At 69.2% G+C, this 18,212-nt stretch carries 15 protein-coding genes and 2 pseudogenes; 8 read left to right on the top strand and 9 right to left on the bottom strand.

The genetic code is table 11. The annotated features are described in order from the left end of the window. Positions 1-7 precede the first annotated feature (7 nt). Positions 8-1,117, top strand: a complete 1,110-nt coding sequence (locus WBG99_RS00085; protein ID WP_338894301.1) for a MupA/Atu3671 family FMN-dependent luciferase-like monooxygenase — start codon at positions 8-10, stop codon at positions 1,115-1,117. Between the two features lie 71 nt (positions 1,118-1,188). Continuing rightward, the gene (locus WBG99_RS00080) at positions 1,189-2,001 is read left to right on the top strand and encodes a methyltransferase domain-containing protein (protein WP_338894300.1); all 813 of its coding nucleotides are present in this window, start codon (positions 1,189-1,191) and stop codon (positions 1,999-2,001) included. An 18-nt stretch (positions 2,002-2,019) separates the two neighbouring features. On the opposite strand, the gene WBG99_RS00075 is transcribed toward WBG99_RS00080, so the two are convergent. From WBG99_RS00075 to WBG99_RS00060, 4 genes are all read right to left on the bottom strand, one after another. Continuing rightward, positions 2,020-2,802 (bottom strand): alpha/beta fold hydrolase, encoded by a 783-nt coding sequence (locus WBG99_RS00075; protein ID WP_338894299.1) that lies wholly within the window; start codon positions 2,800-2,802, stop codon positions 2,020-2,022. After that, a complete protein-coding gene (locus WBG99_RS00070) occupies positions 2,799-3,854 on the bottom strand; it encodes a ketoacyl-ACP synthase III family protein (RefSeq protein WP_338894298.1) in 1,056 nt (351 codons plus the stop codon). The genes WBG99_RS00075 and WBG99_RS00070 overlap by 4 nt, the downstream gene beginning before the upstream one ends. A 17-nt stretch (positions 3,855-3,871) precedes the next feature. Further along, complete coding sequence (locus WBG99_RS00065) at positions 3,872-4,573, bottom strand: hypothetical protein (RefSeq protein ID WP_338894297.1); 702 nt, start codon at positions 4,571-4,573, stop codon at positions 3,872-3,874. A gap of 805 nt (positions 4,574-5,378) precedes the next feature. Further along, positions 5,379-5,690, bottom strand: coding sequence for a hypothetical protein (locus WBG99_RS00060; RefSeq protein ID WP_338894296.1), 312 nt, complete (start codon positions 5,688-5,690; stop codon positions 5,379-5,381). A gap of 193 nt (positions 5,691-5,883) precedes the next feature. Between WBG99_RS00060 and WBG99_RS00055 the strand changes: the two genes are divergently transcribed. Both WBG99_RS00055 and WBG99_RS00050 read left to right on the top strand, forming a co-directional pair. Continuing rightward, positions 5,884-6,339 carry a hypothetical protein gene (locus tag WBG99_RS00055; protein ID WP_338900153.1) on the top strand — a complete coding sequence of 152 codons (456 nt, stop codon included), beginning with the start codon at positions 5,884-5,886 and terminating at the stop codon, positions 6,337-6,339. 64 nt (positions 6,340-6,403) lie between these two features. After that, positions 6,404-7,244, top strand: a pseudogene (locus WBG99_RS00050) (transposase family protein). A gap of 81 nt (positions 7,245-7,325) precedes the next feature. Here the strand turns inward: WBG99_RS00050 and WBG99_RS00045 are convergent. Next, on the bottom strand, positions 7,326-8,165 hold the full coding sequence (locus WBG99_RS00045) for an alpha/beta hydrolase (protein ID WP_338894295.1): 840 nt from the start codon (positions 8,163-8,165) through the stop codon (positions 7,326-7,328). Between the two features lie 70 nt (positions 8,166-8,235). On the opposite strand from WBG99_RS00045, the gene WBG99_RS00040 reads away from it, so the two are divergent. Continuing rightward, positions 8,236-9,189 carry a helix-turn-helix domain-containing protein gene (locus WBG99_RS00040; protein WP_338894294.1) on the top strand — a complete coding sequence of 318 codons (954 nt, stop codon included), beginning with the start codon at positions 8,236-8,238 and terminating at the stop codon, positions 9,187-9,189. A gap of 266 nt (positions 9,190-9,455) precedes the next feature. On the opposite strand, the pseudogene WBG99_RS00035 reads toward WBG99_RS00040, so the two are convergent. Beyond that, a pseudogene (locus WBG99_RS00035) lies at positions 9,456-9,569 on the bottom strand (S24 family peptidase); the annotation flags it as partial. Between the two features lie 325 nt (positions 9,570-9,894). Here WBG99_RS00035 and WBG99_RS00030 point away from each other — a divergent pair. Next, the gene (locus WBG99_RS00030) at positions 9,895-10,968 is read left to right on the top strand and encodes a hypothetical protein (RefSeq protein ID WP_338894293.1); all 1,074 of its coding nucleotides are present in this window, start codon (positions 9,895-9,897) and stop codon (positions 10,966-10,968) included. 77 nt (positions 10,969-11,045) lie between these two features. Here WBG99_RS00030 and WBG99_RS00025 read toward each other — a convergent pair whose 3' ends face one another. Further along, positions 11,046-11,603 (bottom strand): XRE family transcriptional regulator, encoded by a 558-nt coding sequence (locus WBG99_RS00025; protein ID WP_338894292.1) that lies wholly within the window; start codon positions 11,601-11,603, stop codon positions 11,046-11,048. 91 nt (positions 11,604-11,694) lie between these two features. Then, entirely contained in the window at positions 11,695-13,809 is a 2,115-nt protein-coding gene (locus tag WBG99_RS00020) for a helix-turn-helix domain-containing protein (protein ID WP_338894291.1), read from the bottom strand. Between the two features lie 293 nt (positions 13,810-14,102). Here WBG99_RS00020 and WBG99_RS00015 point away from each other — a divergent pair, with 293 nt between their 5' ends. Next, positions 14,103-14,801 (top strand): Clp protease N-terminal domain-containing protein, encoded by a 699-nt coding sequence (locus WBG99_RS00015; RefSeq protein WP_338894290.1) that lies wholly within the window; start codon positions 14,103-14,105, stop codon positions 14,799-14,801. Between the two features lie 203 nt (positions 14,802-15,004). Then, complete coding sequence (locus WBG99_RS00010; RefSeq protein WP_266082908.1) at positions 15,005-15,190, top strand: hypothetical protein; 186 nt, start codon at positions 15,005-15,007, stop codon at positions 15,188-15,190. A 93-nt stretch (positions 15,191-15,283) separates the two neighbouring features. Here WBG99_RS00010 and WBG99_RS00005 read toward each other — a convergent pair whose 3' ends face one another. Then, the gene (locus WBG99_RS00005; RefSeq protein WP_338894289.1) at positions 15,284-17,650 is read right to left on the bottom strand and encodes a Helicase associated domain protein; all 2,367 of its coding nucleotides are present in this window, start codon (positions 17,648-17,650) and stop codon (positions 15,284-15,286) included. Positions 17,651-18,212: the final 562 nt, after the last annotated feature.

Below are 18,212 nucleotides of genomic sequence, written 5' to 3'. Positions count from 1 at the left end.
GAGCCCCATGGACTTCAGCGTCTACTTCTTCTCCGCGAACGACCGCAACGACTTCGGCACCCGCTACCGCTTCATCCTGGACGTGGCGCGCTTCATCGACCGGCACGGCTTCACCGCCATCTGGACGCCGGAACGCCACTTCCAGGAGTTCGGCGGCAGCTTCCCCAACCCGGCCGTGCTGTCCGCCGCGCTGGCCGTAGCCACCGAGAACCTGCACCTGCGAGCCGGCAGCGTGGTCCTGCCGCACCACCATCCCGTCCGCGTCGTGGAGGAGTGGTCCCTCGTGGACCAGCTCTCGCAGGGCCGCGTGGGCGTGTGCGTCGCCACGGGCTGGCACCAGGGCGACTTCGTCTTCTACCCCGACCACTACGCCGAGCGCAGGCAGTACACCCTGGACAACGTGGACACGGTGGCCGCGCTGTGGCGGGGCGAGACCCGCACCTTCCCCGGCCCGGACGGCCGCGCCCTGGACGTACGCACCTATCCGCGCCCCTGCCGGCCGGAACTGCCGATGTGGCTGGTGCATACCTCCAACCCGCAGACCTGGGTGGACGCGGGCGAACGCGGGCTGAACATCCTGTCCCTGCTGACCAGTTGGGAGAAACTGGAAGAGGACATCAGCCGCTACCGCGCGGCCCGGGAGAGAGCCGGACACGACCCGGCGGCCGGCACGGTCACCGTGGGCATGCACACCTACGTCGGCGACGACGAACAGCAGGTGTGGAACGTGGTGCGCGAGCCGGTCAAGCGCTACCTCGCCTCGTTCATGACGCAGAAGCGCAACGACGACGCGGTCAGCGGCACCTCCCGCGGCACCGACGCCGCCGAACAGGACCGGCTCGCCGAGCTGATGGCCGAGGACTACTACAGCCGCCGGTCCCTGCTCGGCACCGAGGACAAGTGCGCCGCCACCGTGGACAGGCTGCGCGCGGCCGGGGTGGACGAGGTCGCCTGCCTGATCGACTTCGGTCTGCCCTTCGACACCGTGACCCGGGCCCTGCCCGCCCTCGACGCCCTGCGCCGCCGCTGCGCCGCCCGCCCCGAGCCACAACCGGCCGGACGGACCGCGCCCGAGCGCGCCGAAGCCGACCCGATGAACTGGTACTACACCACCTGACCCCGGCGTGCGGCGCCGCCACGGCACCAACCGTCACGCCGCACCACAACACGAGAGGCAAGGGGTACAAGATGACTGCAACGAACGAGTCCAACAGCGAGGCCGTGGCCGAACTGTACGACAGCTTCAGCGAGTTCCACGCCAGGATCTGTGACAGCAACCTGCACCTCGGCTACTGGGCGGACTCTGCCGACCACTCCACCTTCCAGGCCGCCACCGAGCACCTGACCGCACTCATGGTCGAGCGCCTCGCGCCGCTGGCCGGTCAGCGCGTGCTGGACATCGGCTGCGGCATCGGCCAGCCGGCCTTCCACCTGGCCGGCGGACACGCGGTCGAGATCGTCGGCGTGTCCGTGAGCCGCCGCCAGATCGAGCACGCCAGCGCCAGGGCCCGCGAGCTCCGGCTCGCCGACCGGGTGCATTTCGAGCTGGCGGACGCCCAGCACCTGCCCTATCCCGACGAGTCGTTCGACGCCGGCTGGTTCTTCGAGTCGCTCATCCACATGCCCGACAAGGCGCTGGCGCTGCGCGAGGCGGGTCGCGTCCTGCGGCCCGGCGCCCGGCTCGCCATCGCTGACATGTTCCACGAGCCTGGCGAGGACTGGTCCGCGATCCACCCCCTGGTCACAGCGATACCGCTCGACGCGTACGAACCGATGCTCGCCGCGGCGGGCTTCGACGTCCTGGACATCACCGACATCACGCCGCACATCCGCGTCCCCGAACCCGTGCGCCACGGGCTGCGGGCGATGATGCTCGAACACCGCGCCGAATGGGTGGACATCGCCGGCGAGGAGGTGGTGCGCGCCCTGCTCGACCCGGAGACCGACACCTTTTACACGCCCGGCCTCGGCTACGTCCTCATCACCGCACGCCGCCGCTGACCCGCACGTGACGTCCCCTCAGGGCACGAGAGCCCTCAGCAGCTCGGCCGACAGGAGGCCGAGCAACTCCTCCCGCGACGACCCCAGGAAGAAGTGCCCGCCGGGCAGCACGTCCGTGGCACACCCGGCGCCCGTCACCTCCGCCCAGGCACCCAGCGTCGCCGCCGACGTCTCCGGGTCCTCGGCACCACCGTAGGCAACGACGGGGCACCCAAGCGGCCGCCCCGGCACATAGCGGTACGTCTCCAGCATGGTCGTGTCTGCGCGCAGGATCGGCAGGTAGAGCGCCCGCATCTGCGCGTCCTCCCGCAGCAGCGGCGGGATGGCCCCGTACCGGCTGTCCAGCACGTCGAGATACTCGTCGTCCGGCAGCCGGTGCACGCCGCCCCCGTACGTGCGCTGCTGCGGGGGATTGCGCGCCGACACGGCCAGCAAGGCCGGCTCCGGCGCACCCCGCTCCCGCAGCGCCCGCACCGTCTCGAACGCCAGGAGCGCGCCGAGGCTGTGCCCGAAGAAGGCGTACGGCTGCGTCAGCAGGGGCGCGAGGGCGTCGGCCAGTTCCCCCGCCGTCGCCACCAGGTCCGTGCGCAGCGGTTCGTGCAGCCGGGCGTCGCGGCCGGGCATGCGCACCGCCCACGGCTCGATCACGCCCGGCAGGCGGTCCGCCCAGCCGTGGTAGACGGCGGCGCCACCACCCGCGTAGGGGACGCAGATCAGCCGCAGCAGCGGAGCGGGCGCCGTGGCCTCCCGCATCCGCAGCGCCCACAGATTGGCCAGCTGGACCGGTGCGTCGACCGTCATGCGGCCCGGTCCGGCACGGCGGCCCACGAGGGGACGTCCAGCATCTCCACGACGGCGCACGAGAAGGAGATCCCGGCCCCGGCGCCCAGCAGCATCACCCGGTCACCGCGCCGCAGCTGACCGGTCGACACCAGGTGGTGCAGGCCGCTGGTCTGGTCGTTGGCGCCCGTGTGCCCGACCGAACGCCCGAAGTCCCACACGCCCTTGGTGACACCGGCTTCCTCGCCGAATGGTTCCAGCAGGCGGTGGAGCACGTTCAGGTCGCCGACGAACTGGTGGGCGACGCGGGTGATGTCGCCTGGGGCGAGCCCCGCCTCGTCAAGGGTTTCCTTGATGAGGGCGCGCTGCGTCTCGCCCATCAACTGCCCCGCGTTCACCAGGTCCTGACCGCCCTTGTACGTGGCGGCACGCTCCCGCAGGTCGACCTTGACGCCCGTCGTGCACCCCGGCGGGAAGAGCGGCTCGCCGCCCCGGTTCAGCTCCTCCAGTTCCGGCAGGGACACGGCACGGACGTTGACCAGCCGTGCGAAGCCGGTCCGGCGGGACAGCACGCAGGCCGTCGCCGCGTCGCCGAACAGGCCGCCGGGGGTGGCCCGCCACCGGTCGACCAGCGGGTCCCCCCAGTTGTCCGCCGACGTGATCAGGGCGGCTGTACGGTCCTCGGCCGCCGCCAGGTAGGTGCCGGCGAGTTCCATCGCGGCGAGGAAGCCGTTGCAGCCCTGGCGGATCTCCAGGGCGGGGATGCTCCCGCCGACGGTGTTACGCAGGACGTAGTGCTGCGGGGACCACAGGTCGGGGCCCTGGTGGTTGCACGACACGTGCATCAGGATGTCGACCTCGGAGGGGGCGTGCCCGGACACCTCAAGGGCCTGGTGCGCGGCTGCGATCGCCAGGTCCGGGGCGGGCACGTCGCCCGCGACGGCCACCGACTCCCAGCTGAGGGCCTCCGCCTCCGCCGCGTCGTACCACCCGGCGGCCACGGCCTCCTTCGTGGTGACGCGCTCGGGGATACGGGCGCCCAGACCCGCGATGTACAGGTCGGACAGAAGCATGGTGGAAGGCCTCTCGGTCAGGCGGGATCGGTCCGGTAGGCAGGAACCGGGGTGGGTTGTTCCAGTCCGTGGTTGCGCAGGGAGAACAGCCGGGTCGTGAGCGACATGCAGGGCTGGATCAGGGTGTCGACGAACACCAGAAAGCAGATCGTGCCGAGTCCGACGGGCCCGCCGAGGACGTATCCGCAGCCCAGCAACACGAGTTCGAGGCTGCCCTTGGCGGCCCAGAACGGCCAGCGCCAGCGGTGCGTCATGGAGATGGCCACCAGGTCCATGACGCGGATCCCGACGCCACTCATGATGATCAGCGCGGACCCGTACGTGCATAGCAGGACGCCGACGGCCATGATGCCGCCGTCCGGGAGCGGCAGGTGGCCGGCTGCTTCCGCGGCCCGCAGCACGTCGATCATGCTGCCGCACAGGAAGAACGTGAAGAACGGCGATAGCGGGGGCCGTCGCCGGTTCCAGGCCGCCCATATGACGAGGCACACCACGGCCACCGCGGCCTGGACGATGCCGATGGTCAACGGGGCGTGTTCGAGGATCCCGAGTGCGAAGACGTCGAGGGGGTCGGTGCCCAGGTCGGCGTGGATGAAGGCGGCCGCCCCACTGGAGAACAGCAGACAGCCGCCCAGGTAGACCAAGTAGCGCTGACGCTGGGCCGCGAGGTGGGTACGCAGCCGCGTGCGTGCGGTCTCACCGAGGGGGAGGTCACTCACGAGGCGCTCCTGGGAAGCCCGGCAACGGGCGCGAAGTCGTCACGGATGACGAGCCTTGCGCACCGGCGGGGACGACCGCCCCGGTACCTGCCCCAGCATTGACCCCAGTTCCGCGTACTCGGCGCTCAACGAGCGTGCAGATACACCGGGAGCCGCTGGTGCGCCACCATTCCGTCGACCCGGTCCCGGGCGCTACCAGGGGTCAATCGTGCTGAGCTTCTCGTAGAGGCCTTCCTCCTGGGCGCGTTGGACAGCTACGCCCGCCCGGACTCGGGTAGGCGCCGACCTGGCGCACCGACTCGACCGACGCGTAGCAGGTCCGGTCACGCTTCGACCGCGACAGAGCGCGGGCCACCTGACCGTGGCAGTAGCGCCCGGACCGGAGTGGCCGCGTCGGCCTCCTGCCGCCGCAGCCCCGCGCTCAGCGTCAGCCCAACGAACGAGGTGTTCCGCAGCGCGGTCCGTCCGTCCCAGCCGGGCAGCGGCGCCCCGTCGCGACCGAGCCCTCGAAGGCCCAGGTCCAGCCACAACCTCCAGGTCCGCGGAGTCAGCCAGAACATCGCGGCCGGTGAATCGGTCGGCCGGACTGCTGATGCGCTCCCGCCCTGCCCCCGCGCCGCCCCACGTCCACCGGGAGGGGACTGGCCTTCGCCCACTTGTAGAGCCGTGTCAGCGCAGATGCGTCCCGGCTCGACTTCGTGCCGCCGATATACCGCTGAGACAGCAGCGAAGCAAAGGAGGTGCCCCGCCGGCACGCGCAGCGGCAGGATGGCCGGGGCCAGGTATACGGGCCACCGTGCCGCCTTTACCCGCCGGCCTCTTGGGTGACGCCTTCGCTGGGCGGAGAGTGCGCGGGCAGCTCCCACCTGACCTCGTCGCTGTCGTGATGGTGGTGCCAGGTGGTCACGAGGCGGGCACGGACCAGCTGGTCGAGGAGGTCCTCCAGCTGCTGGGGCGGCTGCCCGCATTGGCGGGTGAGGGCCTCGAGTTCGGCCCCGCCCGCCTCAGCAGTGCTGTGGGCGGCCAGGGCGAGTGCGGTCAGCCGCAGGGCGGAGGGCAGAGCGGGCGAGACGGCCAGCGGGGCGGGGTGCAGGGCCCATTGAGCACTGTGCAACATGAAGTTTGCAGGTCGCGGGTCTGGTGTGAAGGGCGGGCGGGATACTCACGCTGGTCGTCAGCCGGTGTCCATGGTGAAGATCGTCCGGCTCGTCGGCCGGAGGCGTTGTCGGGTTCTGCTGCGCCGACTGCCGTGCTGCTTTTACGATCCGTCACCGGGTCGGTACGTCAGGAGAGCGTGGGAGGGCGTGGCGATGCAGGAGCTGGAACGGATCACGGCTCGCCGGAGTGAACTGGACACGCTCGCCGAGGAGTTGGTCAAGCAGCTGCAGGAGGTCCAGGCCGAGCGGGAAGAGCTGGTGATCGCCGAGCGGGTCCTGAACCGGCTGGCTGAGCAGGACCGGGCCGCGGCGGAGGCCGCCGCGGCCGTTGCCCCGACTCCCGCCCGGGTGGCGGGGCGGGCGGTACTGCTGATCCCGCACCGCAGCGAGACTCCCGACGAGGCCGCCCTGCCCGGTGACTACCGCAGGATCCTGGCGATCGTGCGGGCCGCCGACGGCCCGGTCCAGGTCAGGGGCGTCGGTGAGGAGCTGGGCCTTCAGATGACGGTGCGCGGCAAGCTGGAACCGTTGCGGGCGAAGATGACCAAGCTCGCCGACCGCGGCTGGCTGCACAAACGACTCGACGGAAGGTTCACGGCACGCCGCTGACCGCGCGGGAGGCGGGCGCCGAAGGGGCGTAACCGGCAGGCCCCCGGCGGCAGTTGAGTTTGGTGTGAAGAAAAACAACCACGCCGCCGAGGGCCCTGACGGCCTTGTCTACACGGTCCGCCTGCCGCTGTCGAGTGCCACCCTGAACTGGCTCGCCGGACCTGATACGCGGCCACCTGAAGAAGATCGGCTCCCGGTGGCGGGCGCTGCCCCCGGGAAAGATCGCCGCCCTCGTGCTGGCGGTACTGCGCTGTGACCAGCGGCCGGGCGACCTGGCCGGCGGCAACGGCATACACCGCACCACCGTCACCCGGTGGGTCCGCGAGGTCGTCGGCCTGCTGGCCGCCCGCGCCCCGCGCCTGGACCGGGCGTGCAAGAAGATCGCCCGGAAGGGTGGCGGGGTGGTGCTGCTGGACGGCACGCTGATCCGCACCCGGCGGCGCACCGGCACGGAGAACCGGAAGAACTACTCCGGCAAAAGCAAATGCCATGGCCTGCTCGTGATCGCGCTCACTGACGACCGGGGCCGGCTGCTCTGGGTCTCCGCGGCCCGGCCGGGACGGACCTCGGAGATCACCGCCTGCCGCCACGACCAGCTCACCGCCAAGCTGCGGGCGGCCGGCCTCGGAGCCATCGCCGACCTGGGATTCGTCGGACTCGACGACAGTGCCCCCGCCGCCGACCCGGCGGTGATCACCGGCTACAAAGCCGCCCGGAACCGGCCGCTCACGCGCGGGCAGAAACTGTCCAACAAGGCGCTGGCCGCCGTCCGGGCACCGGTCGAGCACGGCTTCGCCCACCTGAAAAACTGGCGCGTCCTCGGCAAGGTACGCACCGACCCGAGGTGGGCGACCGCCCTGGTCAGGGCCCTACTCGTCCTCACCAACCGCGAAGTATCCCGATGACCGACGATCTTCGCCGAAGTCACACCTCGACCAATGTGCTGGTCACGTACAGGAGGTCAGCCATGCAGAACAGGCAGACCTCTACTCCGTAAAGAAATCGATGAGCGCGCGGGCGACCTGGCTGGAGGCGTTCTCCGTGGGGATGTGCCCCGCTTCTGGGATACGTATGAGCGTGGTGTGCGGGATCTCCAAGGCGAACCGCTCGGCGTACTCCACCTTCTGGAAGCTGTCGTCCTCGCCCCAGATCAGCAACTTGGGCGTCGTGGACCGCTGCAGCGCGGGAACGAGATCAAGGGTGTAGCGGCTGTCGGCCGCGCCCGCCATGGCCATCCAAGAGCGGCGAACCCGCGGAGCGGTCCACGGATCCAGATAGTCAGCGATCCGCTGCTTGGTGGCGGCACCGGCCAGCGCCGTTGTCACGGCCTGTCGGCGGGCGGCGAGAAATTCATCGGCGGTGGTCGCCGCGACGACCTCCGGGTCCCGGAACCGGGCCACGCCAGGCACTGGCCAGGAGTCGTAGAGGACCGAGTTGGCCAAGGCCAGCCGGGACACCTCCAGCCGATCGTGGGCGAGGAGATGCTGGGCGACGGCGCCGCCGATGTCATGACCTGCCACCGCGATCGGCCCGGAGACCTTCAGCGCGGACGCGAATCGCGCCACCCAATCCGCAAGGGCCGGGACCGTGGCCGTCTCCAGGGTGAGCTCGCCTCCCGAGCGCCCCAGTCCGGGGAGATCGAGCGCAACGGGCCGCAGCCCCGCCTCCGCGAGGCCGCCCAGCACCGGAAGCCAGACACGGCTCCAATACGTGCCATGCAGCAGCAACACGACCGGGCCGTCCTGCTCCACGGTCAGGTAGCTGGCCGCCTCGCCGTCGACCTGGACCGCGGTCCTCAACACTCTCGTCTCAGTGGTTTCACTCATGGGACCACTGTGACCGGGGCCGGCCCCCCGGCCGAGAGTCAAGAAAGACACCCATGGATATATTCTTGCCATGAGCCTCCACCGGGTGGTAGCCCTGCTCAACCCGCCCCAGTCACCCTTCGAACTCGCCTGTGCCGCCGAGGTCTTCGGCACCGTCCCGCAGGACGAGCCGGCCCACTACAGCTTCCGGATCTGCGCGGAGCGCCCCGGGCCCCTGCAGACCACCGTCGGCTACGCGATGCTCGTCGACGCAGGGCTGGCAGCCCTGCAGGAGGCGGACACCGTGATCGTCCCCGGTTGGCAGCCGCCCGGCACACCTGTGCCGCCGACCGTCACCGAGGCGCTGCGGGCCGCCCACCAGCGCGGGGCGAGGATCGTCGCCATCTGCACGGGGGCGTTCGTCCTCGCCCAGGCCGGACTGCTCGACGGCCGCCGCGCCACCACCCACTGGCGCCGCACCACCCAACTCGCCACCACCTTCCCCGAGGTGCAGGTAGACCCGGACGTGCTCTACGTGGACCACGGCGACGTGGCGACCAGCGCCGGAACCGGCGCAGGCATCGACCTGTGCCTACACCTCGTACGCTCCGACCACGGCGCGGCACACGCCGCCCGGATCGCCCGGAGCATGGTGCTGCCGCCACACCGGGAGGGCAGCCAACTCCAGTACGCCACACAGCCCGCCCCGGCCAGGGCGGACGAGTCATTGGCGCCACTGCTGGAGTGGGCCACCTCCCACCTCGACACCCGACTGACCCTCGACCGGCTCGCCGAACACGCCGGGCTGTCCAGCCGAACCCTCGCCCGCCGGTTCACCGAACAGCTCGGCACCAGCCCGGGACAGTGGCTGCTCGGCCAGCGCCTCGACGCGGCACGGGTACTGCTGGAACAGACCAACCTTCCGGTCGAAGCCATCGCCACCCGGGTCGGACTCACCTCGGCAGTCAACCTGCGCCGCCGCTTCCGGGCGAACCTCGGCACCACACCCGGCGCCTACCGACGGACCTTCGGCGAAACCCGGTAATCAAGCTGCGGGAACCAGTCACGGATCGTAGGAGCGACGCGGTGGCCGACGCAGCGGAACCCGGCAACCGGCCCAGACCGGCACGCCAGACGATCTTCACCGTGGACACCGGCCGACGCCCAGCACGAGTATCCCGCCCGCCCTTCACACCAGCACCCGTGACCTGCAAACTTCATGTTGCACAGGGCTCACTGTTAGACGCGCCGCAGTACCGCCGCGTCGTCGCCCGGGATCGGCTCGTACGCCGAGTTGTGCGGGAGGAGTCAGACATGGCCGTCCTCACGCTTGAAGCGCTTGACGGTGGCCTCGCCGTCGAGCGTGGCGGCGACGATGTCACCGTTCTCCGCAACCGGCTGACACCGGACGGCGGTCCAGTCGCCTATCTGAAGGCGCAAGAGGCCTGATCTACGTCTGTGTCGATGCGGAGCGAGCCTGGGCGTAGAGCTCGCCACATCGGCCACCAACTGAAGAGCTCAGTCGCAAATATGCCGAAGCGCGATGATTGCTACCGTCGGCCCGCATCGGCCTACGGTTCCTGCAAGGCAGGGCAACGAGGTTGTCACGGGGGCGGCGAGCTTACTTGTCACTTGCAGAACGGAAGCACTGTTGTTGTCATTGGCTTGGGAGACCGTCGACCGCCTGAGCAGCACGGGGAGCTCAGGCACTTGTGCGGCCGTGTCTCCGTGAATTCTGCAGAATGCGTCCATGAGCCATGACGACCAGCCGGGTGATGTGCCCCCGCTCCAGGCCGCCCCCGACTCGGCGCCCGCCCCTGCCGGGAAGATCTCGAAGAACGGCACCCGGGCGAGCGCACGGCGCCGTGCGGAGGCGGCGCACGTGGACTTCCCCCCGGTGGAGAACGGTCTGGACTACCTGCGCAGCGTGGTCGACCATCTCACCGTTGTCGACCCGCCGGCCCCGCGGGACCTGAAGTACGCCGTGCTGCATCTCCAGGCCGCCGCAGAGGTCCTGCTCAAGTCCCGTCTGGTGCAGGAGCACTGGAGCCTTGTCTTCAAGGATCCCGGCACCGCCACCCGCACAAAGTTCGAGGCCGGCGACTTCGATAGCTGCACCACCAAGGCCGCCGTCGACCGACTGCGCAACATCGCCGGCGTGGACGTCAACGAAAAGGGCTCCCGGGCTCTGGAGGCGCTGGCCAAGTCCCGCAACTCTCTGCAGCACTACGGCCTGACCGCCCCGGCCCCCGCGGTGGAGGCCCGCGCCGCCGAAGTCCTCGACTTCCTCATGGACTTCATCCACGCTGAACTGCCCGTGCAGCCCGGATACCCCCTCGACAAGGTCGAAGAAGAGCTGGCATACGTCCGCGCGCGGCTCAGCACCATCCAGTCTTTCCTCAAGCGGCGCCACGACCAGCTCCGCTTCGAGCTGGAGAAGGTCCGCGACGCCACCGCGCAGTGCGCGTTGTGCGCCCAATGGGCCGTGGTCCTCGGATCCGGCGGCGGGCCGCTGTCCTGCCGGTTCTGTCACCACGCCTGGCCTACTGCCGAGCTCGCGGCCGCGGACAGCGGCCTAGCGCATGCCGAATGGGGTGTCGAAGTCACCCATTGTCCCGAGTGTTGCGAGGATGCGGTCTTGGTTGACCTCGCCACCGTAGCCTCCGCCCCGGGCCACCGACACTCGGTGTGCTTCGCCTGCGGCACCAGATTCGACACCCTGGGGAAGTGTGAAAGCTGCGAGCAGCACTACTCGCCCGGGCCGGGCGAGGACTCTGGGCTGTGCCCCGACTGCCTGGCCGCCCGCATCGCTCGCTTCCGGTGACAAGAACCATGCCTTTGTGACAACTATCCCGCTTCGGCTCAACGAGCAGGTGCCGGGCCTGCGGGTCGGTGTCGGGGTTAGTAGTCGAGGTCGAGGTAGTCGATGTCGTTGAGGGTGATGTCGGTGAGTCCTGTGGCGCGGGTTCCGCCGTCCTGGAAGTAGATGTCTTTGAATCCTTCGGCGATGATCGCGCGCATCTGCTGGTCGCTGGCGCCTGTGTTGCGGGCGTCGAAGAGGCGTTGTGCGTACGTCGGGGGGAGGTGCACGGTAAGGCGCCTGAACCGTCCGTCGTCGGTCGTGCCGATCGGCGCGGTGTATCCGAACCGGGCCCTGGTTTCCACGGTGATCCCGGTTGTGGTGGCGGCCTGTTTCTGTCGGCGTTTGCGGACCTGGGGTTGCCAGCGCTGCCGTACGGCGGCGTCGATCCGGTCCGTGATCGCCTTGGGCGGGTGCTTGCGTTCGCCCTTGCGGTATCGCTCCACCGACCGCTGGCTGACCCCGATCTCCTGGGCAACGGCTTTGGTCGTCTTGAGCTGCTTGATCAGGAAGTTGATGCGCGCCTGGAGTGTCTTGGGCGGCTGGCGGGTGAAGTTCTCCCGGTCGGCGCGTTCGATGGCGTCGTCGATCTCTGCCACGGCTCAGCCTTTCTCGACGGTGGGATCCTGGCCGCCGGTGTCGGTCGGCGGGGTCCGGGTCGTGTGCGTCCATCCGGTGTCGGGCACTGGCCTACTCGCCTTCGTCGAGGACGGCGTCGCCGCCCTTGATGTGGCGGGCGGGGTTGTGGCCCTGTTCCATGAGGTCGACGGCCCAGAGCATCGACTGGGCGCCTTCCAGCTTTGCTAGGCCGGGGGTGGGGCCGAGGCGGAATCCGCCGGGCTGGGGCTTGCCGGAGGCGGCGTAGGGCAGGAAGTCGAGCGGGCTGTCGCCCGGCGAGGGGTAGACGACGCAGTCGGAGAGTACGGCGAGGGGGTACAGGCCCGTCATCTTGGCCATGTTGGTGAGTTTGCGGTGCATGTTGATGCGGGCTTTGGAGATGACGGCGGCGCGGATGTCGGGGCGCCAGGTCGGGCGCTGGAGGGCGGGCCACCGTTCGCCCTCCTGGTACTTCTTGCCCTGGGGGCGCTCGCGCAGTTTGCCGATGCCGCCCTTGACGGTGGCCTTGATGGCGGCCAGCACCGCCGCCATCGCCGGGTCGACGTCCTTGTGCCGCTCCATCGCGGCGAGGAAGGCGTGGTCGTCCAGATCCTTGGTGACGCCGAGGTCGGCGAGGGTGTCGACGTACGCCTCCTTGAGCCGGTCGTGCCACGGGTCCAGGTAGGCGCCGGTCTCGCGGCGCAGGTACCCCTCCAGGGGAGCCACGTTGTGGCCGAGTTCCTGGGCGTAGGCGACGGTGTGCGTCTGGTACCAGGCCGGTCCTGTCGGGCGGGTGCCGTCCGGGGTGAACGGTGAGGGCAGGCGCGGGTCCCCCTCGACGTGGGAGAGGTCGACCAGCCAGCTCCCGGGGATCTTCGGGTTGAACGTCGGGGCGTGGAAGTGGTCGGGGCCGGACAGGCCGACGACCAGGCGGGCCGCGGCGGCGAGGAAGGCGGTGTTCAGGTCCAGGCCGACCGCGTACGGCAGTGTGCACTCTTCATCGCTCAGTAGGTCCACCGGCCGCATCCACTGGTACGCCTCCTCGTTGAGGAACCCACCGTTCCAGCCGGAGTCCACGACGACCGGGTGTTCGGGGGTGGCTTCCGGCGGCGCGGGGTCCATCGGCTCGGTGCCAAGGCTGCCGGGGTTGTGGCCGGGCACCCAGTTCCCGGTAGCTTCGTCGCGCACCGCGCGGGTGGGCGGGCGCAGCGCGGTCATCAGCTCCAGCCCCGATACGGCCGTCGATCCGCGCGGCGTGATGACCCGGGTCGCGTACACCCCCAGGACGCGGGCGACGTCGGCCGGCTCCATCTCGCTCACGCCGGGCCAGGACCGCTCATCGAGGGCGTCCCACGACAGGATGGCGAGCTGTACGCACTGCCGGTCGCGTCCCTGGGCCTTGCGGTAGATCCTTGCCCAGGGGCCGAACCCGCGCTGGGTGAGCCGCCACTTCGCCTTCGCCACCTGTTTGACCACCGGGTGATCCTCGGGAAGGCGCAGAGAGCGGCGCTGTTCGTGGCCTTCCAGGCGCTCGGGCAGTCCGAGCTTCACGGCGGCTGCGGCGGTGAGGACGACCAGCGGGTCGGAGTCCTTGCCGTAGCGGTTCAGCTTCGCGGCACCGAGGCCGGACTCGCGCAGCGTCCACTCCACCAACTCCGGAACGGTGGTCGCCGGGCAGTCCAGCACGATCCCGCCCGTGCCGTACGCGCAGCCGTCACCGTCCAGGACCGCGAGCGGGCCGTGCGGGAAGCGCGGGTCTGCTGCGGGCAGCGCCGCCCTCTTCGTGGCCGGACGCCGCGACGGCGCAGCGGGCCGGACGGCAGGGCGTGCCGGCGCCGCAGCCGGAACGGCGGAAGCCTGCGGGGTCGGGGCATCTGCCGTCTCCGCCCTGGACGCACCCGGTTCGGCAGACGCCGCAGGCACGGTCGCGGCAACCGGAGCTGTCGGAGCTGTGCCGGGGGCGGGGTACTTCGCCGCCCACCCGTTCAGCAGCCGCTGGTAGGCATCCAGGCGCGGCGACTTCGGCTCGCTGCGGCCGTTCTCCCAGTTCTTCACCGACTGGGTCGTGGTCTTCAACGCGGCCGCCAGGCGGGCCTGCGTAATGCCGGCGGCCTCACGCAGCCGGGCACGCTCCGCCGGTGGCGGCAGGTGCGGCTCCTCGTTCAGCAGAGCGTCAACGGACGCGAACAGCTCTTCCTCGGATGGCATGACCCTGCACCCTTGCTCCAGGCAGTCCTTAACCACAAACTTATCCCACTCCTTAACCTTTCTGCGCACATTCCAGCGCGGCGGGTGCGGTGAGTTTGCCGGCGGTGGGCTTCGTGTCCTGTCTCTGTGATGTCCGGGCAAGTCTCGAAGAACAAGTGGGCTGACGCCTCAGCCATCTACGGGTACTTGGTGGGGCCTCGGTCTTTCGCGGGTACGTCTTGTGGCTGTGCCTGCGGCCCCTAAAGAGGCAAGTGCGCCTTGACAATCCTGAAATGTCAAGGCGTACTTGCCTCATGTCTCTTCCAGACCTGGACGATCTCATCGCGGAAGTGGACCGGAGATGCGACACCGCACACCGCCCTGGCGGACAAGAACAGCCCGACTGGCTCGCCCTGCTCACGGCCGCCGCCCAACTCGCGGGTCAACTACAGGCCCTGGCAGACGACCTGGTCGAGGACTACGTCGAGCACTGCCGGATGCACGGCAACTCATGGACAGACATCGGCACCGCCCTGGGCGTGACCCGACAAGCGGTCCAGCAACGCTTCCACGCCCCGCACAAGCGCTACAGCCCCGAGACGATGACCGACGACCTCCGGCAGGCGATGGTCCACGTCAAACAGGCGGCGGTGCACCACCGCAACAACTACATCGGCACTGAGCACCTGCTCTGGGGGCTGACCGCGCAGGACAACAGCGCCACCCGGCTCCTGCAGGCCGTCGGCGTCTCACCGGAGACGGTCCACCAATCCGTCGGAACCCGGCTGAGCATGGGGGCTTCCCAGGCGGCCGAACGGATCGCCTGGACTCCCTACTCCCGCAAGGCCATCGACATCGCGGAGGCACGGTCCGAGCAGCAGGGGTCCGACCGCATCGACTGCGAGGACCTGCTGATCGGTCTTGCCCGGGTCGGCCGCGGAGTGGCCGCCGCTGTTCTGGCCGACGCCGGGTTCGACCCGGCAACGCTCGACCCCGCGCCTGCCGAAACCTGAGTTCAGCAACAGCCCAGGGACAGCAACCCGGACTGCGAGAGCGAGGCCCACCTGCCCGGACTTGAGTGAGACACTCCACCGAATTCCGTCTCACTCCAGTCCGGGCACCGCAGGTCAGCACCGCATGATGCCCGGACTTACCTGAGACGGGACACTTCGCGCAGCGTGCTTATGGCCGTCGGGGGAGGGGAAGTGTGATCGCCATGACGAGCGTGATGCAGCACTACGGTCTGCTGTGGACCGACCCTGACGGTGCCCCGCAGGCGTCGGCCGGCAGGTACGACAAACGGTCGGCGAAGCGTCGCCGCACCGAACTCAAAGCTGTGGGCTGCACACGTGTCGAGATCGTGCCGGTCAAGCCGGGTGACGTTCCCGAGCCGGTTTCCTGAGCGAAGCGGGGACGTAGACAGAACTCTGCGATCAGAAGTCCCGTTCAGCAGCCCCCCGCCACGCAGCGCGTCGACCAGCCACTGAGCCATCCCTCAGTCGAACAGACCGAGGTCCGCGAGCAGCTGGCGCCGCGTATCGGGCAGCGAGTCTCGCCTGCTGCGCATGTTGCTGCGCCATACCCCGAGTCGGACCTCGGTTCCGTCTTCCAGCCGCTCTGTGTGCCCGCGTGGGACGGTCACGGTGCCGGTGCGGGCTCTGTACTGCGCGAGGGCCGCGACGCCCCGCTCGAACGTCGTAGAAGCCCTCGCGGGCTCCTCCGGCTCCGGGGCGAGCGGTGTGATGCCGAGCCGTTCCAGGCGTTCGCGCTGTCCGTCGGTCAGGGCCTGCCAGACTGCCGGTTTCCGCTGTCGGGCCAGCCATTTCCCGATGTCCATGCCGTGGACGGTGAGGCCGGGCAGGACGTCGGCCTGTCCGTCTTCGTCGCGTACGAGCTCGCGTAGTGCGGCGTAGTGCCGTTGCCACTCCGCTGGCCACGACGGGTTCCAGTCCTCGTCCACGGCCTCCAGCGCCGTCTTCCACTCGGGGTGTCCGTCGAGCGCACCTGGCCGCCTCAAATTCGCGAGCCACATCCCCAACGGCCGGTCGAGCATGGTCGCGGGCCGGGGCGCGCACAGTGTCCAGTGCTGGTCGTAGTAGGCCTTGGCGGCTTCCAGGTTCTCCTGGAACCGCTCATCGGCCAGCGACCACACCATGCCCAACTGCTCGAGTCGCCTCGCGCGCTGGCCGGTCATCTGCCCGGCTGCGTAGGCGCGTCGTTGTTCTGCGACCCATTGTCCAAGCGGTGTCGCGCCCTCGCGGTGTCCGTAGGGCACGCGGGCGTGCCGCTCGCGGGCGGTGAATTTTTTGAGTGCCGCCCAGCCGCGGGCCCAGTCCTGGCGTTCGGTGTCGATGACGTTGAAGGAGACCCAGTCTGCGACCATCACCGGATCCCTGGGGGCGGCGAAACGGAGCAGAAGCCGGGATTCTTCCGCGCCGTCTTCTGGCGCGACGCCGATGTTCACGGACGGCTGCGCGACGTCTTTCTGCGGCTCCTGCGGAATCGCAAGCAATTCGATTGCCTCTTCGTCGTGAGCGCGCAGACCTTCCAATACCTTCACCAAAGGGCGATACGACCCCGAGGTGAACATGTCCTCCGGCTGCTCGCCCGGCTGGAGAAATACCGGCACGATCAGAGAAGCGAGTTTGCCTTGTCCGGGTTTTTGACGGAGTGCCCGGCCGATGGCCTGGACGATGTCGTGCGGCGCGCCCTTGGGGTCCAGGAGGGCGACTGAATCCACGCTTCGAATATCGACGCCCTCGCCCAGGACACGGCAGTTGGAGAGCACGGCCCGCTGCGCCGTGGCCCCGAACGAGCCGAGGACTTCCCGCCGGCGTTCGGGGACGTGCTCGCCGCACAGCCAGTTGGCCCAGATCCGAGCCGGGTACCTCTCGGGCTGGTCGGCGTGCAGTTTGGCAGCGACGCGCTCCAGGCCCTCGGCGTACGCCTGTGCCTCGATGGTGCGGTGGTGGAAGGTGATGCACGTCTGCAGGTCGTGCTGCGCCATCGTGTGCAGCAACGCGGCCTGCAGCGCCCCGAGCCGCTGCCCGCGGACCTCCTCGGTGTGCCGCTCCTCGCCCATCAGCCGCTCCGGCGTGACGACCGGGTCCTTCAGCTCCAGGACGATGATCTGGTACCGCGCCAACAAGCCCCGGGACACGGCAGATGCGAGCGAGAGCTTGTAGAAGACGGGCCCGAAGACCCTCTCGTCGTCCATGGAAGCCGCCATCTCACGCGGCAGCGGATCCCGCACCCCTTCCGTAACCTCGCGGTTGAGCCGCTCTTCCCAGATCCGCGGTGTGGCCGTCAGGTACAGCCGCCGGTACGCCGGGATGACGGTCTGGTCATGGATGTCCGCCCACGCCTTACCCATCGACCCACTTGTCCTGTGCGCCTCATCAACCACCGCAAGGTCTACTGGATCAAGCTTCTGACCGTAGACACCCTCGAACGCCTCCGCCAGGACACCCAGGCTGGCGTACGTCGCGTAGATGGTGACCGGCCCGGAGCCGTGCCACAGCGCCAACTGGATCGGGTTCGTCGTGGAGCGCACCTTCAACGACCACAACTCCGGATCGTCCTGAAGCGAACACACCGCAACCGCCGGCCCCCTGTGCCCGGCCTCGTGCCACGCCCTCACCGTCTGCGCCAGCAGATCCAGCGTCGGCACCAGTACGAGCACACGCCCCCTGGGCACAAGTCGCCTCGCCGACGCGGCAGCCATGATGGTCTTCCCCGTGCCACACGCGGCGTGCACCTGCCCACGAAGACCATTCCAGGGAATTCCACCCGGCGGAACATCAAGACCACGCACAATGGCGGCAACGGCCTCGACCTGGTGATCACGCAGCTTCACGGCCATGTCCCCGTGCTCTCCTTTTCGCGGAATGCAGCGCGTAATTACAAATGGAATCCAGGCGCAAGGTGCGCGGCGGTAGGGGTGTAGCATCTGATCCCAGACTCTACACAGTCACGACTCGTGATGCATCACCCGCACACCAACTTTCGCGCCCGTGGGTGACACAGTGCTCAAGCTCACCCACGAACACCCGGTTTCCCTGTACGTTGACAGGGCGTTGGTGAACATGTCAGGACAGGCAGACGATGGGGGAGAGGTTCAGGGTGGAGCGCAGCGGAACCCGTCACTACAACAAGGTCGGCACCCCGTCAGGCCGACGGCCTGTCACATCCATTACAGGGGTGAAAGCTGGGAATCCCAAGCACTACACAGTCCTGCGGGTGATGCACCCACCCCTCACTGCCAGCCTCAGGAATCCCGCTTGCGGGATTCCCTTAATTCGCGCTTGCGCGAATTAACGCCCACTCAGAATTCCGCAAGCGGAATTCGATTCTCGCGCTTGCGCGAGAATCTGGCGGAGCGTCAGCGGAGCCGCTCCCTATGCAGCGCGCCAGCGCTGGTATCC

Origin of the sequence: Streptomyces sp. TG1A-60, assembly GCF_037201975.1 — a bacterium.
In the GTDB taxonomy this organism is placed as follows: Bacteria; Actinomycetota; Actinomycetes; order Streptomycetales; family Streptomycetaceae; genus Streptomyces.
The sequence above is the reverse complement of the archived record's forward strand: the minus strand, read 5'-3'. Positions and strand labels throughout refer to the sequence as shown.

Coding starts and splice junctions, on each gene's coding strand:
- WBG99_RS00085 (WP_338894301.1), top strand. CDS start 8: ATGGACTTCAGCGTCTACTTCTTCTCCGCGAACGACCGCAACGACTTC.
- WBG99_RS00080 (WP_338894300.1), top strand. CDS start 1,189: ATGACTGCAACGAACGAGTCCAACAGCGAGGCCGTGGCCGAACTGTAC.
- WBG99_RS00075 (WP_338894299.1), bottom strand. CDS start 2,802: ATGACGGTCGACGCACCGGTCCAGCTGGCCAATCTGTGGGCGCTGCGG.
- WBG99_RS00070 (WP_338894298.1), bottom strand. CDS start 3,854: ATGCTTCTGTCCGACCTGTACATCGCGGGTCTGGGCGCCCGTATCCCC.
- WBG99_RS00060 (WP_338894296.1), bottom strand. CDS start 5,690: ATGTTGCACAGTGCTCAATGGGCCCTGCACCCCGCCCCGCTGGCCGTC.
- WBG99_RS00055 (WP_338900153.1), top strand. CDS start 5,884: ATGCAGGAGCTGGAACGGATCACGGCTCGCCGGAGTGAACTGGACACG.
- WBG99_RS00045 (WP_338894295.1), bottom strand. CDS start 8,165: ATGAGTGAAACCACTGAGACGAGAGTGTTGAGGACCGCGGTCCAGGTC.
- WBG99_RS00040 (WP_338894294.1), top strand. CDS start 8,236: ATGAGCCTCCACCGGGTGGTAGCCCTGCTCAACCCGCCCCAGTCACCC.
- WBG99_RS00030 (WP_338894293.1), top strand. CDS start 9,895: ATGAGCCATGACGACCAGCCGGGTGATGTGCCCCCGCTCCAGGCCGCC.
- WBG99_RS00020 (WP_338894291.1), bottom strand. CDS start 13,809: ATGCCATCCGAGGAAGAGCTGTTCGCGTCCGTTGACGCTCTGCTGAAC.
- WBG99_RS00015 (WP_338894290.1), top strand. CDS start 14,103: ATGTCTCTTCCAGACCTGGACGATCTCATCGCGGAAGTGGACCGGAGA.
- WBG99_RS00010 (WP_266082908.1), top strand. CDS start 15,005: ATGACGAGCGTGATGCAGCACTACGGTCTGCTGTGGACCGACCCTGAC.
- WBG99_RS00005 (WP_338894289.1), bottom strand. CDS start 17,650: ATGGCCGTGAAGCTGCGTGATCACCAGGTCGAGGCCGTTGCCGCCATT.